15 protein-coding genes, 2 pseudogenes and 1 other annotated feature are annotated in these 15,915 nt (G+C 37.4%); of the genes and pseudogenes, 13 read left to right on the top strand and 4 right to left on the bottom strand.

Annotation, left to right across the window (positions count from 1 at the left end; all coding sequences use genetic code 11):
* Positions 1 to 98: 98 nt before the first annotated feature.
* The 7 genes from acsA (at position 99) to tyrS (ending at position 7,318) form a co-directional block, all read left to right on the top strand.
* A complete protein-coding gene (gene acsA, locus JFU23_RS11220) occupies positions 99 to 1,817 on the top strand; it encodes an acetate--CoA ligase (protein WP_002067621.1) in 1,719 nt (572 codons plus the stop codon).
* A 795-nt stretch (positions 1,818 to 2,612) separates the two neighbouring features.
* Positions 2,613 to 3,743 carry an RNA-guided endonuclease InsQ/TnpB family protein gene (locus JFU23_RS11215; RefSeq protein WP_201031905.1) on the top strand — a complete coding sequence of 377 codons (1,131 nt, stop codon included), beginning with the start codon at positions 2,613 to 2,615 and terminating at the stop codon, positions 3,741 to 3,743.
* Between the two features lie 146 nt (positions 3,744 to 3,889).
* On the top strand, positions 3,890 to 4,411 hold the full coding sequence (locus JFU23_RS11210) for a sugar O-acetyltransferase (RefSeq protein WP_201031904.1): 522 nt from the start codon (positions 3,890 to 3,892) through the stop codon (positions 4,409 to 4,411).
* 66 nt (positions 4,412 to 4,477) lie between these two features.
* Complete coding sequence (locus JFU23_RS11205; protein WP_002112291.1) at positions 4,478 to 4,933, top strand: hypothetical protein; 456 nt, start codon at positions 4,478 to 4,480, stop codon at positions 4,931 to 4,933.
* Positions 4,914 to 5,459 (top strand): RNA polymerase sigma factor, encoded by a 546-nt coding sequence (locus tag JFU23_RS11200; RefSeq protein ID WP_085312528.1) that lies wholly within the window; start codon positions 4,914 to 4,916, stop codon positions 5,457 to 5,459. The genes JFU23_RS11205 and JFU23_RS11200 overlap by 20 nt, the downstream gene beginning before the upstream one ends.
* Positions 5,440 to 5,685 (top strand): hypothetical protein, encoded by a 246-nt coding sequence (locus JFU23_RS11195; RefSeq protein ID WP_016092439.1) that lies wholly within the window; start codon positions 5,440 to 5,442, stop codon positions 5,683 to 5,685. The genes JFU23_RS11200 and JFU23_RS11195 overlap by 20 nt, the downstream gene beginning before the upstream one ends.
* Before the next feature lie 77 nt (positions 5,686 to 5,762).
* Positions 5,763 to 5,991 (top strand) — a binding site (T-box leader).
* A gap of 70 nt (positions 5,992 to 6,061) precedes the next feature.
* On the top strand, positions 6,062 to 7,318 hold the full coding sequence (tyrS, locus tag JFU23_RS11190; protein ID WP_113770009.1) for a tyrosine--tRNA ligase: 1,257 nt from the start codon (positions 6,062 to 6,064) through the stop codon (positions 7,316 to 7,318).
* A 78-nt stretch (positions 7,319 to 7,396) separates the two neighbouring features.
* On the opposite strand, the gene JFU23_RS11185 is transcribed toward tyrS, so the two are convergent.
* Positions 7,397 to 7,699 (bottom strand): YjdJ family protein, encoded by a 303-nt coding sequence (locus tag JFU23_RS11185; protein ID WP_085312527.1) that lies wholly within the window; start codon positions 7,697 to 7,699, stop codon positions 7,397 to 7,399.
* A gap of 150 nt (positions 7,700 to 7,849) precedes the next feature.
* Between JFU23_RS11185 and JFU23_RS11180 the strand changes: the two genes are divergently transcribed.
* Positions 7,850 to 7,978, top strand: coding sequence for a hypothetical protein (locus JFU23_RS11180; protein ID WP_000050938.1), 129 nt, complete (start codon positions 7,850 to 7,852; stop codon positions 7,976 to 7,978).
* A gap of 379 nt (positions 7,979 to 8,357) precedes the next feature.
* On the opposite strand, the gene rpsD is transcribed toward JFU23_RS11180, so the two are convergent.
* The gene (gene rpsD / locus JFU23_RS11175) at positions 8,358 to 8,960 is read right to left on the bottom strand and encodes a 30S ribosomal protein S4 (protein WP_002015568.1); all 603 of its coding nucleotides are present in this window, start codon (positions 8,958 to 8,960) and stop codon (positions 8,358 to 8,360) included.
* 397 nt (positions 8,961 to 9,357) lie between these two features.
* Between rpsD and megL the strand changes: the two genes are divergently transcribed.
* Positions 9,358 to 10,536 (top strand): methionine gamma-lyase, encoded by a 1,179-nt coding sequence (megL, locus tag JFU23_RS11170; protein WP_201031903.1) that lies wholly within the window; start codon positions 9,358 to 9,360, stop codon positions 10,534 to 10,536.
* 199 nt (positions 10,537 to 10,735) lie between these two features.
* Here megL and JFU23_RS11165 read toward each other — a convergent pair whose 3' ends face one another.
* Positions 10,736 to 11,215, bottom strand: a complete 480-nt coding sequence (locus JFU23_RS11165) for a GAF domain-containing protein (RefSeq protein WP_002138633.1) — start codon at positions 11,213 to 11,215, stop codon at positions 10,736 to 10,738.
* 147 nt (positions 11,216 to 11,362) lie between these two features.
* Between JFU23_RS11165 and refZ the strand changes: the two genes are divergently transcribed.
* Positions 11,363 to 12,001: a forespore capture DNA-binding protein RefZ gene (gene refZ, locus JFU23_RS11160; protein WP_060750625.1), complete on the top strand. Its 639-nt coding sequence runs from the start codon at positions 11,363 to 11,365 to the stop codon at positions 11,999 to 12,001.
* A gap of 11 nt (positions 12,002 to 12,012) precedes the next feature.
* Here refZ and JFU23_RS31185 read toward each other — a convergent pair.
* A pseudogene (locus JFU23_RS31185) lies at positions 12,013 to 12,141 on the bottom strand (EamA family transporter); the annotation flags it as partial.
* Here JFU23_RS31185 and JFU23_RS11155 point away from each other — a divergent pair.
* The 3 genes and pseudogenes from JFU23_RS11155 to JFU23_RS11145 all read left to right on the top strand — a co-directional run.
* Positions 12,089 to 12,382, top strand: a pseudogene (locus JFU23_RS11155) (LysR family transcriptional regulator substrate-binding protein); the annotation flags it as partial. The pseudogenes JFU23_RS31185 and JFU23_RS11155 sit on opposite strands and share 53 nt — an antisense overlap.
* 248 nt (positions 12,383 to 12,630) lie before the next feature.
* Positions 12,631 to 14,340, top strand: coding sequence for a septation ring formation regulator EzrA (ezrA, locus tag JFU23_RS11150; protein WP_002129414.1), 1,710 nt, complete (start codon positions 12,631 to 12,633; stop codon positions 14,338 to 14,340).
* A 427-nt stretch (positions 14,341 to 14,767) separates the two neighbouring features.
* Positions 14,768 to 15,910 carry a cysteine desulfurase family protein gene (locus JFU23_RS11145; RefSeq protein WP_002067571.1) on the top strand — a complete coding sequence of 381 codons (1,143 nt, stop codon included), beginning with the start codon at positions 14,768 to 14,770 and terminating at the stop codon, positions 15,908 to 15,910.
* Positions 15,911 to 15,915: the final 5 nt, after the last annotated feature.

The raw sequence follows: 15,915 nt of genomic DNA, 5'->3' as shown, positions 1-15,915 counted from the left end.
GTCATTAAAAATTTGTCTAAAAATCAACAAAAATACTGAAAATTTTAAATAATGTCATTATAATAGATAATAGAATACATAGGAGGGGGATGTAAAGTATGAAAGTGGAAACGCTTCCTGTCATTAAAGGAGAAAATAATTTGCCGAATTATGAAGAGGCATACGCGAATTTTAACTGGGAAGAGGTTAATAAAAATTTTACTTGGAATGAAACAGGACGAGTAAATATGGCGTATGAGGCAATTGATAAGCATGCGAAATCAGATCGAAAGAATAAAGTAGCACTTTATTATCAAGATGGATCGCGAAAAGAGAAATATACGTTTAAGGAAATGAAGGATTTTTCTAATAAAGCAGGAAATGTCCTGAAAAACTATGGCGATGTTGAGAAAGGCGATCGCGTTTTTATTTTTATGCCGCGTTCCCCAGAATTATATTTCGCACTTTTAGGTGCAGTGAAATTAGGGGCAATTGTTGGACCGTTATTTGAAGCATTTATGGAAGGCGCAGTTCGCGATCGTTTAGAAGATAGCGAAGCGAAGGTGTTAATTACAACTCCTGAATTGTTAGAGCGCATACCATTAAATGATTTACCTGCTTTAAAAACAGTCTTCCTTGTTGGAGACAATGCAGAAGAAGGCGGTAAAACTGTAGCGTTCAATCCTTTATTTGAACAAGCTTCAAAAGAATTACATATCGAGTGGTTAGGCCGTGAAGACGGTTTAATTCTACATTACACATCTGGTTCTACTGGTAAGCCAAAAGGCGTCCTTCATGCTCAAAACGCAATGGTTCAGCACTATCAAACAGCGAAATGGGTATTAGATTTAAAAGAAGATGATGTATATTGGTGTACAGCTGACCCAGGCTGGGTAACTGGAACAGCTTACGGTATTTTTGCACCGTGGTTAGTGGGAGCATCAAATGTTATTTTAGGCGGGAGATTTAGTCCAGAGGCATGGTATGAAGCACTGCAAGATTACGGTGTAACAGTTTGGTATAGTGCACCGACAGCGTTCCGTATGTTAATGGGAGCTGGACAAGACGCAATTAAAAAATATGATTTATCACAAGTGCGTCACGTATTAAGTGTTGGTGAGCCATTAAATCCAGAAGTAATTCGCTGGGGTATGAGCGCATTTGGACTTCGTATTCATGATACGTGGTGGATGACAGAAACAGGCGGACAAGTTATTTGTAACTATCCTTGTATGGAAATCCGTCCAGGTTCAATGGGGAAACCAATTCCAGGTGTGAAAGCAGCGATTGTTGATAATGAAGGAAATGAAGTGCCTCCATACACAATGGGGAACTTAGCGATTGGTAAAGGTTGGCCAGCTATGATGCGTGGAATCTGGAATAACCCACAAAAATATGATTCTTACTTCATGCCGGGAGATTGGTACGTATCAGGTGATTCAGCTTATATGGATGAAGACGGATACTTCTGGTTCCAAGGGCGCATTGATGATGTAATTATGACGTCAGGTGAGCGCGTTGGTCCGTTTGAAGTAGAAAGTAAATTAATCGAGCACGCTGCTGTAGCAGAAGCTGGTGTAATTGGTATTCCTGATCCAGTACGCGGGGAAATCATTAAAGCATTTATCGCGCTTCGCGTGGGATACGAACCATCTGATGAATTAAAAGAAGAGATTCGTCAATTTGTGAAAAAGGGTCTAGCAGCTCATGCAGCGCCAAGACAAATTGAATTTAGAGATAAATTACCGAAAACGAGAAGTGGTAAAATTATGCGCCGCGTATTAAAAGCGTGGGAATTAAACTTACCAACAGGCGATTTATCAACGATGGAAGATTAAGAGAGAAAGGTCTGAACGATGATACGTTCAGACCTTTCTTTTTGTGTTATGATAAACTTATATATACGTGTTGGAAGGGGAGAAGGAAATGAAAACAGAAAAAGAAAAGATGATACAAGGGTAACTAACTGTTACGATTTATTTAACCAATTATAACTAAAGTTAATTAAATATATCAGTAAGCCCTGCTAGTCAAGTGATTGGCTAGTAGTGAGGGTTAACTGCGGGCAATCCCTAAAGCTGATTGAACTACAACGTGGCTAGAAATGGTGAGCGTGAATGTTGCGAAAGCAGAAAAAATCAATCAGATCGTGCACGGTTAAATCCTAAACACTAGAATAATGGGTCTTCCGCATCGAATCGTCTAAGTCAAAATTGATAAGATGAACGTTCAACGACTATCTCGTATAACTGACGAGAGTACATCACAAGCCTATGGTGATGGAAAAATCCTCTATCTCTAAAGAGATAAACATATAGTCTGCGCTCATGTGAAAACATGAGAAGTTCATAAGAGAACTGGCGAAGGAATTGCGCCCTTAGTTGAACGAGATAAATTTTATTGAATCTATCAAACTTCATTGAAAGTGACGAACGTATGTGCTATGGGGGATTCAATGAGGTAAGAATAATAATGAAATTTTTACGAGTTAGTCAAGTATCGGAATTAACAGGTTTGTATCCTAGTAGTCTGAGGAGAATGCTGGTGGAACACGCTACTATTCAGAAGAACAAATCTTTCATTATCTGAAAGGTGAGTGCCGAATAATCGCACAGTAAAGGAGTTAAATTCTGATGATATTGGCGAAGAAAGTCAGACTGATTCCAACGCCTGAACAAGAACAAGTGCTTAGAAACCATGCTGGTGCTGCAAGATTCGCTTATAACTATTGTAAAAGAATGAGTGATAGATACTATAAGCTATTTGGAAAATCTGTTTCACAGTTAGCTTTACAGAAACGATTTACAAAGATTAAGAAGCGAAAGAGATATGAGTGGTTAAATGAGATCAACGCACAAGTTCCCAAACAGGCTTCAAAAGATTTTGATACGGCGAGAAAAAATTCGTTCAAAAAGTACAAAAATGGTTATCACACTTTTTATAAATCCAAAAAAGATTTAATCCAAGGATTTTATGCCAATTATGAAAGACTGATTATAGGAAAGAAAGTAGTTCATATTCAGTCCGTTGGAGAAGTGAAAACAAGCCAACAACTACCAAGAAACAAAAAACCATCAAATCCAAGAGTTACATTTGACGGTCGTCACTGGTGGATTAGTGTAGGATTCCAAGAAGACTTTGAATTACAAGAACTAACCAATGAGTCGATTGGTGTGGATGTTGGTGTAAAAGAGCTGTTTGTAGCTTCTAATGGTATGAAAGAACGAAATATAAACAAAGATGCCAAGGTTAAAAAGCTTTTGAAAAGGAAAAAGTCAGCACAAAGAGATATGTCTAGGAGATTTAAAAAAGGTGTAAAAATTCAGTCTGCCGGATATGAAAAAGCTAAAACTGAGCACCTGCGGTTATCTAGGAAAATTACGAATATCCGAAATAACCATATCCATCAAGCAACAGCTAAATTGGTGAAAACCAAACCAATGAGGGTCGTTGTGGAAGACTTACCTATCTCAAACCTGTTAAAAAACAAAAAACTATCGAAAGCATTTTCATTTCAAAAATTAAACTTCTTCTTTCAATGTTTATCATACAAGTGCGAGAAGTATGGCATTGAGTATGTAAAAGCTGATAAATGGTTCGCCTCAAGCAAGATTTGCTCATGTTGCGGAGTGAAATACGACCATTTAGTTCAACCAGAAGGACAGTGGAGTTTAAAAATACGTGAGTGGCGTTGTGTTGGGTGCAATAGCCATCACGATAGGGATGTAAATGCTTCGATAAATTTATCAAGATGGGTAAAATAAATGCTTGATAATAGGAGGTAACGATACTGCCTCATGTGGAGTGTTATACCCCTCGTCCCTTCGGGGGTGCGAGAACACTTTGAAGCACTAACTTGTATAAATTTGATTGAATTGTATAGATTTAGTTAAGTTTATCGTATCGGGAAATGTACATACCGGCTGATCCAGTTTTAGTACAAGAGAGGGAGCAGGCTCGTATATTAACGAGAAAATTAAATGATACGCCAGAAGTACAATTAAAAGAGCGTAGCGAAATCGTAAAAGAACTATTCGGAACGACTGGAGATAACATTCATCTTGAATCTTCTTTTAGATGTGATTACGGCTATAACATTCACGTTGGTGAAAACTTTTACGCAAACTTTGACTGTACGATTTTAGACGTATGCCCAGTTACAATCGGAGTGAACTGTATGTTAGCTCCAGGTGTTCACATTTATACAGCAACACACCCGCTTGATCCGGTAGAGCGCATAAGCGGATCAGAGTACGGAAAACCCGTTACAATTGGCGATAACGTATGGATTGGCGGAAGAGCTATCATTAATCCGGGCGTAACAATTGGAGACAATGCAGTTATCGCATCTGGCGCTGTTGTAACGAAAGATGTGCCAGATAATGTAGTAGTTGGCGGGAATCCTGCGAGAATCATAAAAAAAATAAAATAATATTTGAACGAAGCGCCTTCCTCGTCTGTATACATTTATGAAAGAATAGATGAGGGAGGCTTTTATATGTCTAATAAGTTACTTCTTACTTTTGCTTTAATTGGAATTATAGTCGTATTTTCTTGTGGTCTGTTATTACCGATGCCAATTGGATTTAAAGTTTCAATGATTACAGCTGGAGTTATGATGATTGTTATGTTTTCAATCATTATTCCGTTTGATAGAAAATATATAGTGCGGAAAAAAGGATATAAAATTGATTTTACAAAAACAAAAGTGTATTTTCGCTGGAATGTATTTGATACTATCTCGGCCAGTCTTGCAGTGTATGCATGCATATGTGTGCAAGCATTAAACATTTTAGTTTCAACCGGCCATACAATTCAAAACCCATATGTTCAATTTTTTACGAATCAATCACAAGTGTGGATTATTGTCGCAAGTGTATATTTAATTTCCCGAATTTCATTAACGTTAAAAGGAATAAAGGAGATCAAAAATCATGGCGCAGATTGGGATTGAGGAGGAGCTCATGTTTGCGTATCAAAGTGGAGATAAGCAGGCTGGGGAAAAACTATACGTTTTATTGAAACCAGCGCTATATACATTTTTGTATCGATTTAATCGTGATGAACAACTGAGTATAGATCTCGTTCAAGATACGTTTTTGACTCTAGAGCGTAAGAAACATATGTATGAAACCCGAAAAGGAAAAATTAAAACGTATTTATTTCAAATCGGTTACCGTCTTATGATTAATAAATTAAATAGAAGAAAAAAGTGGCGTTCGCTCTTACCGTTTTTAGTACCAATGCAAGAGGTAGAGTTTTCCCACGAAGACCGGCTTACGGTAAGAGAAGCAATTTTGAAAGTTCCTGAAGAACAGCGAGCGGTCCTGATTCTTTCTTATTATCATGATATGCAGCAAAAAGAAATTGCAGAGGTACTGGATATTCCTGTTGGAACAGTGAAGTCGAGACTTCATAACGGGATAAAGAAATTAAAACAATTGCTGGAGGTGGATGAAATTGAACGAAAATCCCTTTAAGAATGAATATAAATTAAAGCAGCATTTAGATAGCGATCATGTAGAAATACCGGATTTTCCAAAAACGGTAAGCCGCTTCGAGCGATTACTTGGATTTCTTGCTTCTCCAGCGAAAGATCCTGTGGAAGCGACGATTGGGAATGATTTATCGGTTGTGTTTCATGTGTCGTTATTAGTTGGTGTTCCAGTTATTTCTCTTATTACAATATTCCTTGCGACTTTATAAAGGATTGGTAGGGAAAGAACTCATACCTCTATTTGACACGCCTATATAAATGATGGTATAAAGAAAAGTATATGAATAATTGAGCGTGGAAAGGGAGAAGTAGTGATCATTTCCCTGTTTTAGAGAGCTGATGGTCGGTGGAAATCAGCACATAGATGATCGCGAATTACACCCCTAGAGCATCTTTTTTCGATTGAGTTATATTCAAAAGGGAAAAGACGGTGCTAAGCCGTTATGTAAATAAGGTGGTAGGCTTTTTTTGTCTGCAACTAGGGTGGTAACGCGATGATCAAAATCGTCCCTTATTTAAAGGGGCGATTTTTTTATGTTTTCAACCTTCACGCCAGTAATGAACTTAAAGGAGAGTATGTAGGATATGGGTATTTTACAAGATCTTGAATTTCGCGGTCTAATTAACCAGCAAACAGATGCTGAGGGCCTTGAGCAATTATTAGAAAAAGAAAGCGTTAAATTATACTGTGGTTTCGATCCGACAGCCGATAGCTTACACATCGGTCATATGTTACCAGTATTAATGTTACGTCGTTTCCAATTAGCTGGTCACCAACCAATCGCACTTGTTGGCGGTGGTACTGGTATGATCGGTGACCCAAGTGGTAAAAAAGCAGAGCGTACATTAAATACGAAAGATACAGTTGCTTACTACACGGAAAGCATTAAAAACCAACTTTCAAACTTCTTAGAGTTTGAAAACGTGGACAACCCAGCAACAATGGCTAACAACTATGATTGGCTTGGTAACTTAGATGTAATTTCATTCTTACGCGATATCGGTAAAAACTTCGGTTTAAACTATATGTTAGCAAAAGATACAGTAGCATCTCGTTTAGATACTGGCATTTCATTCACTGAGTTTAGTTATATGATTTTACAATCATACGACTTCTTAAACTTATACCAAAACCATAATTGCCGTCTACAAATCGGTGGTAGTGACCAATGGGGTAACATTACAGCTGGTCTTGAATTAATCCGTAAATCAGAAGAAGATGCGAAAGCGTTCGGTTTAACAATTCCGCTAGTTACAAAATCTGACGGTACGAAGTTTGGTAAAACAGAGGGCGGCGCAATTTGGTTAGACCCAGAGAAAACAACTCCTTACGAGTTCTACCAATTCTGGATCAATACAGATGACCGCGATGTAGTTAAATACTTAAAATACTTCACATTCTTATCTCATGAAGAAATTCTTGAGCTTGAGAAGCAAGTAGCTGAAGCACCAGAAAAACGTGCAGCACAAAAATCATTAGGATCTGAAATGACAAAACTTGTTCATGGCGAAGAAGCGTTAGAGCAAGCAATTAAAATTTCAGCTGCATTATTCAGTGGCTCTGTAGCAGAACTTACTGCAAGCGAAATCGAGCAAGGATTCAAAGATGTACCATCTGTAGAACGTACTGCAGAAGATACAGTATTAATCGACTTACTTGTAGAAAGCAAAATTTCACCATCTAAACGTCAAGCACGTGAAGATGTAACGAACGGTGCAATCTACGTAAACGGTGAGCGTACACAAGCGTTAGACTACGTTGTAACAGAAAACGACCGCATCGAAGGTAAATTTACAATCATTCGCCGCGGTAAGAAGAAATATTTCTTAATTCGTTACTAATCAGAAACGAATGTAAAACAAATAGTACCCCGAATGGTAGGCTGAAAAGTCTATCGTTCGGGGTTTTTATGTATGTATTTAAATTGCCTCATGATTTCTTTTAAATAGAATATGAAGAATTAATACGAGCATATAAAGTAAGCTAATTAGCATAACGACAAATGCTGTGGGATAAAATTTTGCCGCATATATAAAGAAATCGATTTGATAAATATCGTCATAATGTGAAACGTACCCTTTAAAATAATTCGTAAACTTAGCGCTATATTTCCATTCATCGGGATAGTCTATTAAATTACTCCCTTGATACCAACTAATCAAAGCTGAAGTAATAAAAAGCATACAGGCACTACCCAATTGAACCATTTGGTTTATTGTCAAAATGAAACAACCTCCTATTTAATGGTTATTATAGCGTGCATTCGTATTCCTGTAACCTTTTTGTTGTAATCTCCTTTTCGAGTTCATACGGAAATCACATGTAAGCGATATGATAAACGTATAACAAATAGAAAGGAGTGGTAAAACAAAATGTCACTAGAAGCGCTCATTATTTTTTCTTTGCTAAACGCTGGTCAGCTTGCAGAGCATTCGAAGGTTGATGTACATAAAGAGCAGAAAGATGCTTATGTATATGTTCAAAAAGAGGAAAATAAATAATTTTAATATATAAATAAGAGCTACCAGAGAGAACGTTTTAGTTTCTTTGGTAGCTTTTTCTATTGAGATATAATTTGGAAGTAATGAAAAAAGGAGTAGTCTGAAAATGAAATGATTATATGTTTAAGGGAATAAGTATAACAGCATGTAATGAAGATGGATTATAAAATTTTGCACAATAAACGGAGCTAGTATTAAAGAGAATCCAATCGTTGGAATGAATAAAAGAGAAGTAAGGACGATTATCCATAACTCATGAAAAAACTTCCTTGAAGTATCTTACTATACATACGACATTTATATAAATAAAAAAAGCCCAGGCCCCTTGATAAACAAGGTTCCTAAGGCTTTTAATAATACTCTTTGCAGAGTACCGAGATTAACGAGAGTAGAACTCTACGATTAATGCTTCGTTGATTTCAGCTGCTAACTCAGAACGCTCAGCGTGACGAGTGTAAGTAGCTTCTAACTTATCAGCATCGAAAGTTAAGTATTCTGGTACGAAGTTGTTAACTTCGATCGCTTCTTTAACAACAACAAGGCTGTTAGATTTTTCGCGAACGCTGATAGTTTGGTTAGGTTTAACGCGGTAAGATGGGATATCTACGCGAGCGCCATCAACCGTGATGTGACCGTGGTTTACTAATTGGCGAGCTGCACGACGAGTGCGAGCTAAGCCCATGCGGTAAACTAGGTTGTCAAGACGAGCTTCAAGAAGGATCATGAAGTTTTCGCCGTGCTTACCAGGCATTTTACCTGCTTGGTCAAATGTGCGACGGAATTGACGCTCAGTCATGCCGTACATGTGACGAAGTTTTTGTTTCTCTTGTAATTGTAAACCGTATTCTGAAAGTTTCTTACGTTGGTTAGGACCGTGAGGACCTGGTGCGTAAGGGCGTTTTTCTAATTCTTTTCCTGTGCCGCTTAGAGAGATTCCAAGACGACGAGACAGTTTCCATGCTGGACCTGTATAACGAGCCATAGTTGACTCCTCCTTTAAAAATGTTTTTATTTTCGTAAAATAAAAACAGACGTAATCGATATTTACGGGTATTTTGTTTTCATGTACCTTCGCTCCAGCAGCAGGGAGTTACGAGATACACCTCCGCAGAGGAACAAAATACAAACGATAAACTCACATTACAAGGCTGCCTTTTTATTTTACACAAACGCTATTATATCTTTTACTTACAGTTTCGTCAAGCGACTCCCTTTTTGTTTTATGCAGATAAATTTTGGAAATTAACAAGAAGGAATTTAAAACAGTATAAAAGAAGAGATAGAAACATAAATAAAACGCTTACATAAAATGAAGTAAAACGTTCATCAAATTTTTATTGGTGAATATGCGGCAATAAAAACATAAAGGGGATGTTTTTATGAAAAAGAAGCATATGGAGACAGTGTTAATTCATCACGGTTATACATCTGAGGAACATAAAGGAAGTTTAACACCACCTTTATTTCAAACTTCTACATTTACGTTTGAGACAGCACAGCAAGGAGAAGCGAGTTTTGCGGGAGAAGATCCATCTTATATTTATTCAAGGCTTGGGAATCCAACAGTGAAATTATTTGAAGAACGTATGGCTGTTTTAGAAGATGGAGAGGAAGCGCTGGCGTTCGGTTCAGGTATGGCAGCCATTTCAGCAACGTTAATCGGTTTTCTAAAGGCTGGAGATCATATTATTTGTTCAAATGGATTATATGGATGTACGTACGGTTTTTTAGAAGTATTAGAAGAAAAATTTATGATTACTCATTCGTTTTGTGATATGGAGACAGAGACTGATATTGAAAATGAAATTCGTCCAAATACAAAGCTCATTTTCGTTGAAACACCGATAAATCCAACGATGAAATTAATTGATTTAGAAAAGGTGATCGGGGTAGCGAAGCGCAATGATTTGCTTGTTATTGTCGATAATACGTTTTGTTCCCCTTATTTACAAAGACCTCTTGAGCTCGGTTGTGACGCCGTCGTTCACAGTGCGACAAAATATATTGGTGGTCACGGGGATGTTGTAGCGGGTGTAACAATTTGTAGAACGAAAACGTTAGCTGACAAAATCCGTCCGATGCGAAAAGATATCGGCGGTATTATGGCGCCGTTTGACGCGTGGTTATTGTTACGCGGATTAAAAACATTAGCAGTAAGAATGGATCGTCATTGTGATAATGCGGAAAAAATTGTATCGTTTTTGAAAAATCATGAAGCAGTAGAAGGTGTTTGGTATCCGGAGGGAGAATTAGCATCCCACCAAATGAAACGAGGCGGGGGCGTTATTTCTTTTTCAATTAAAGGCGGGAAAGAGGAAACACAGTCGTTTATCAATGACCTCCATTTTATTACAATTGCCGTAAGTTTAGGTGATACAGAAACGTTAATTCAGCATCCAGCGACGATGACGCATGCAGCTATTCCAGCTGAACTAAGAAAAGAAATGGGTATTTTCGATAATTTAATACGCCTATCTGTCGGCTTAGAATCATGGGAAGATATCGTTTCTGATTTAGAACAGGCACTAAAGAAGATATCTACTGTTAGTAATCAATAAAGTGAAACTTTAATCAATGGGGGTTTTGTCCATCCCCCGCTGATTATTAGCCCTCACAAATCGGGCTTTTACGGGCAGTTATCTCCCACCTAACTTCCTTGTATTCGCCGAATTTACTGCCCGTTAATGCGGGATAAAAAAGAGTGAGCTATCGGTTTCGTACGTTACGTACGTAATCGATAGCTCACTCTTTTCTTTATTAAATATGTTTTAGGAGTGTTTCCACAAACTTTTCTAAATAGTGCTGATCTACTTCATCGAAACGATTTTTTTCAGGACTATCAATATCAAGCACACCAATGATATTTCCTTCTTTCATAATCGGTACAACGATTTCAGAATTAGAGGCACTATCGCAAGCGATATGTCCTGGGAATTGGTGAACATCTGCTACAAGTTGCGTTGTTTTTGTTTCAGCTGCAACGCCGCAAACACCACGTCCGAACGGAATACGCACGCAAGCTGGCATCCCTTGGAATGGTCCAAGAACAAGTTGATTTCCTTCTGTTACATAAAAGCCAACCCAATTAACGCGATCTAAAAATTGATTTAATAGTGCGGACGCATTTGATAAGTTTGCGACTACGTTCGGTTCGCCAGTTAATAATGCATCCAGTTGTTTAATTACTGTCTCATATTGCTCTTCACGAGATCCTGCATAACTTTCTTTTGTAAACATGGAAACAACTCCCTTTTTAGCGAGATATGTAAAACGATAGCAAAATACGATGTATTTCACATGACTTTGTCGATAGAAAATTAAAGGAATTTGTCTTAAAAGTCAAGAAATTTAAACTATAGCTGTTCAGTGAGAGGAAGTGAGCGCATGAAACAGACGAAACAAAAAGTAATTGATGCGGCAATATCGTTGTTTAATACGAAAGGTTATGATGGAACGTCGGTGCGAGAAATTGCAAAGCGAGCGGATGTGAATGTAGCGAATATTTCATATTATTTTGCTGGAAAGCAAGGGTTATTAGAACAGCTTATTACTGATTTTTTAGAAGGATATATTCACGTAATTGAAACGTCATTTGAACAGAGAGAATATTTATCGGCTAAAGATGTGATGGTGCAAATGGTGCGCGGGATTTTACGATATCAATTTGATAATAGAGAACTGACACGTTTTTTTTATAGAGAGCTTTCGCTTGATACGACATTAATTCGTGAAGTGATGACCGTTTATTTTTCTAGAGAAAGATATTATATAGAGCAAATCATTAAACAAGGACAAATGAAGCAAGAATTTAAAAAGATATCTTTTACAATGTTTATGACGCAATTAAAAGGCATGATAAATATGCCGTTTTTATATCCACAATATATATCAGAGGTGCTACACTCATTTCCGTCTGAGACGTTTTTCTTAGAAATGTATACGAAGGAAATTGAGCAATGGATGGAACGAACATTATATAAAGCGAGTATGTATTATGAACTACCAAGAGCTGTTCATATGTGAAAAATCCCCACCTAACGAACTGAGGTGGGGATTTTTATATGTTGTTTTCTTTGCCATAAATTGTTGCATACTAGCGCAATAATTGTTAATGAACAGCTAATTGTATACCCAGAAATATGTGATGTAAGGAAAATGATTATGAATGTATTTCAATGTATGGGCGCGAAACCAATAATTGCGGCTGAAACATCTTATGCAGAACCGATGATTGCGATGGTAGGAGCTGGACTTGGTATAACATTGCTTCCGGAAACCGCGTTACAGTAAGCCGTAATGCAAGGTAACGTACGTGCGATTTCTGTAGAACGACCACTAATGCGAAAGATTTATTTCGTCTCTCATATGAAAGAGAGCTCGTTATCCTGCATTAACTGCCCGTAAAAGTCTTACCTTTATTGCATTCATTTGAGGACAGATAATGGAATAAGTGGAATATTGAGAAATATTACAATCACATGTAAAGAAACATGAAATTTTAAAAAAAACTAGGTCAAAAACACGTCATTACATGGTATGATTAGAACATTGTTAGTTGTTAAATATAGGGGAATTCCCTTTTTATACATAATGCCTTCCATTTCATAAACGGAACGGACAAAAAAAGAGATATAACTAGGAGGCTTTTTTGCATGGATTCTATCCTGACGATCGTTATCATTGTAGTAAGCTCTATTCTAGTGCTGCTCATGATAGAGCTTGTGATAAGAAATCGTTCATATAAAGATATTGAAGCACTGGAGCAGTGGAAACAAGAGATAAAAGATAAACCTGTGGCAGATGAACTAAAGCGGGTAAAAGATTTAAATATGACAGGTCAAACAGAAGAGCTGTTTGGTAAATGGCGTGAAGAGTGGGATGAAATTGTATCAACAACTCTTCCGAAAGCTGAAAAAGATTTAGGGCAAGCGCGAAAATTCGCCTCGCAATTCTCCTTCCGCAAAGCAAAGCATGCGATGAAAGAATCCATAAGTGGTTTAGATGACGCTGATAATCGTATTACAGACATTTTAAATGAATTACAGCAACTGTTAGAAAGCCATGAGAAAAATAGCGCGGAAATTGAAGGGTTACGTGATACATATCGTAGTATGAAAAAGAGCGTTCTTGCTCATCGACACATGTATGGAGCAGCTGAGCAAAAAATTGAAGAGATGTTAGATGTTGAATCCGAGAAGTTCAAAACTTTTGAAGAGGCAACAGATAATGGTGATTATTTAAAAGCGAGAGAAATTGTTATTAGTTTAGAAGAAGGTTTAGCAAGTTTAGAAATCGTTATTCATCAAATTCCGGATTTATTGGTAGAGTGTCAAGCGACATTACCAGTTCAGCTGGAAGATTTATTACAAGGCCATGATGATATGATAAGACAAGGCTATGTATTAGAGTATTTGGAAATCCCTAAAGAAGTCCGCGATATGACGACACAACTACACACATGTTTAATGGATATACAGGAACTTCATATAACAGAAGCAGCAGAAAAAGTAGAGAACTTAAAAACTCGTTTAGACAGTTTTTATGATCAACTTGAACAAGAAGTGCATGCGAAACATTATGTGGAGCAAAAAACACTGTCTGTTTATGAAGATTTAGAAGAAATTCGTACAGAAACAATTGAAACGAAAATAGAAACACAACTTGTGAAACAAAGTTATCAATTACAAGACAAAGATATTGAGTCACAAAAAGTAATTGAAAAGCAAATGCATATTTTAATGAAACGTTTTGAAGTGTTACAAATACGCGTTGCTGAACAAGATATTGCATTCTCTATCATTCGTGAGGAACTAGAAGAGGTTTATGAGCAATGTGAAACTTTAAAAGTACTTCATGCAGAATATAAAGAAATGCTGCAAACGATGCGCAAAGAAGAATTTGAAGCACGTGAGAAGTTACAAGAAATGCGAAATACAATTTTTGAGACGAAACGTTTTATGCAGAAGTCGAATTTACCAGGTCTTCCAGAGAGTATTATGGAAGATTTACAAAAAGGGCAAATGGCGATGCAAGCTGTATATGAGCAATTAGAAGTAAAGCCGTTAAATATGAATACTGTAAATAGCAGTTTAGAAGAAGCATACACAGTTGTGAATGGTGTATCTGAAATGACAGAAGAATTAATTGGACAAGCTTATTTAGTTGAAAAACTAATTCAATACGGTAACCGATACCGCAGTCATGATGAGAATCTTGCAGAAAGCTTAAATTATGCGGAGAAATTATTCCGTGAATATCAATACGATGCAGCTTTAGAACAAGCGGCTTCTATATTAGAGCAACTTGAACCTGGTGTTGTTCAAAAAATAGCTGAATATGTAGACAATGAGCAAACCCTTTAATAAAGGGTTTGTTTTTTTGTGTAATTTTGAAGTCGATGTTGCTATAATGAATAGCGGAATACAGTAAGGTTGTTCGTTTCAAAATAAAGTGAAACTTTAATCAGTGGGAGGGGGCCATCCCCCCACTGATTATTAGCCTTCACCAATCGGGCATTTACGGGCAGTGGATTTCCCACCTAACTTCTTTGCTCCAGCTGAATTTTGAGGTGGGAGTCTTACTGCCCACAAATAGCGGGATAAAGTGAAACCATAAGTGATGGGGTTTCATCCACCACTGATTATTAATCTTCACCACTCAGTATGCCTGCAAATGGCCGGGGGAAATGTACACTTTTATATAAAAACGGAACCTTTGAGTAGTCTTAGCGTAATTACACGTATTTGTGATATGATTATATGATGTGATAGCGCTGAAAGGGGAAGAACGATGATCTATTTTGATAATAGTGCGACGACGAAGCCATATCCAGAAGCGCTTCAATCGTACGTAACGGTTGCAGGGAAATATTTTGGTAATCCTTCTTCTATCCACTCGCTTGGAGGAGAGGCAGAGCGTCTATTAACACAATCGAGAACGATTGCGGCACAGCTCCTTCACGTTAAACCTTCTGAAATTATTTTCACATCAGGTGGAACGGAAGGGAATAACCTTGCGATTAAAGGGATAGCGATGAGGAATCGTTCGCGCGGCAAACATATCATTACAACAAATATTGAACACGCGTCTGTGTTTGAAGCATATAAACAATTAGAAGATCTCGGTTTTGATGTAACGTATTTACCGGTTAACGAGCACGGTGTTGTATCGGTAGAAGATGTAAAACGAGCACTTCGTGAAGATACGATTCTTGTGTCAATTATTCACGTGAACAACGAGACTGGAGCGATTCAGCCCGTTACTGAAATTGGAACATTATTAACGAACTATCCGAAAATAAGATTCCACGTGGACCATGTACAAGGGATAGGAAAAGTACCACTTGATTTATACGCTTCTCATATTGACCTTTGTTCAATATCTGGACATAAATTTCATAGCGTAAAGGGGACAGGTCTTCTTTACGTACGTGATGGTGTAAGATTAGATCCAATCTTATCAGGTGGTCAACAAGAGCTCAAGTATCGTTCAGGTACAGAAAATTTACCTGGTATTGTAGCGATGGTGAAAGCACTTCGTATGACGATGGAACAAGTGAAAGAAAAGATAGTTCATTTGCAAAATTTACAAACAGAGCTGGTCCGTTTCTTTAAAGAGATGGAAACTGTAACGATTAATACATCACTTGAATATGCGGCACCGCACATTTTAAATGTATCATTTGTCGGTTTAAAACCAGAAGTAGTCGTTCATGCTTTAGAAGAGCATGGTGTATATGTATCGACGAAGTCTGCTTGTTCTTCAAAAGCAAATGAAGTGAGCAGAGTACTAGTGGCAATGGGAGTACCGCACGCCGCAGCTACAAGTGCGATTCGCATTAGTCTAGCACCAGACAACACGATGGAAGAAGTAAAACAATTTGAAGGTATTGTTAAAGAGACAATGCCAAAATTATATGAAGTGATGAGGTAAAGAAA

Origin of the sequence: Bacillus sp. TH50 (assembly GCF_016650565.1) — a bacterium.
In the GTDB taxonomy this organism is placed as follows: Bacteria; Bacillota; Bacilli; order Bacillales; family Bacillaceae_G; genus Bacillus_A; species Bacillus_A mycoides.
Note: the sequence above shows the minus strand (reverse complement) of the source record. Positions and strands in the feature narration are given on the sequence as shown.

What these genes read in the sequence shown, in the direction of transcription:
- acsA (WP_002067621.1), top strand. Translation starts at nt 99, where the DNA reads ATGAAAGTGGAAACGCTTCCTGTCATTAAAGGAGAAAATAATTTGCCG.
- JFU23_RS11215 (WP_201031905.1), top strand. Translation starts at nt 2,613, where the DNA reads ATGATATTGGCGAAGAAAGTCAGACTGATTCCAACGCCTGAACAAGAA.
- JFU23_RS11210 (WP_201031904.1), top strand. Translation starts at nt 3,890, where the DNA reads ATGTACATACCGGCTGATCCAGTTTTAGTACAAGAGAGGGAGCAGGCT.
- JFU23_RS11205 (WP_002112291.1), top strand. Translation starts at nt 4,478, where the DNA reads ATGTCTAATAAGTTACTTCTTACTTTTGCTTTAATTGGAATTATAGTC.
- JFU23_RS11200 (WP_085312528.1), top strand. Translation starts at nt 4,914, where the DNA reads ATGGCGCAGATTGGGATTGAGGAGGAGCTCATGTTTGCGTATCAAAGT.
- tyrS (WP_113770009.1), top strand. Translation starts at nt 6,062, where the DNA reads ATGGGTATTTTACAAGATCTTGAATTTCGCGGTCTAATTAACCAGCAA.
- JFU23_RS11180 (WP_000050938.1), top strand. Translation starts at nt 7,850, where the DNA reads ATGTCACTAGAAGCGCTCATTATTTTTTCTTTGCTAAACGCTGGTCAG.
- rpsD (WP_002015568.1), bottom strand. Translation starts at nt 8,960, where the DNA reads ATGGCTCGTTATACAGGTCCAGCATGGAAACTGTCTCGTCGTCTTGGA.
- megL (WP_201031903.1), top strand. Translation starts at nt 9,358, where the DNA reads ATGAAAAAGAAGCATATGGAGACAGTGTTAATTCATCACGGTTATACA.
- JFU23_RS11165 (WP_002138633.1), bottom strand. Translation starts at nt 11,215, where the DNA reads ATGTTTACAAAAGAAAGTTATGCAGGATCTCGTGAAGAGCAATATGAG.
- refZ (WP_060750625.1), top strand. Translation starts at nt 11,363, where the DNA reads ATGAAACAGACGAAACAAAAAGTAATTGATGCGGCAATATCGTTGTTT.
- ezrA (WP_002129414.1), top strand. Translation starts at nt 12,631, where the DNA reads ATGGATTCTATCCTGACGATCGTTATCATTGTAGTAAGCTCTATTCTA.
- JFU23_RS11145 (WP_002067571.1), top strand. Translation starts at nt 14,768, where the DNA reads ATGATCTATTTTGATAATAGTGCGACGACGAAGCCATATCCAGAAGCG.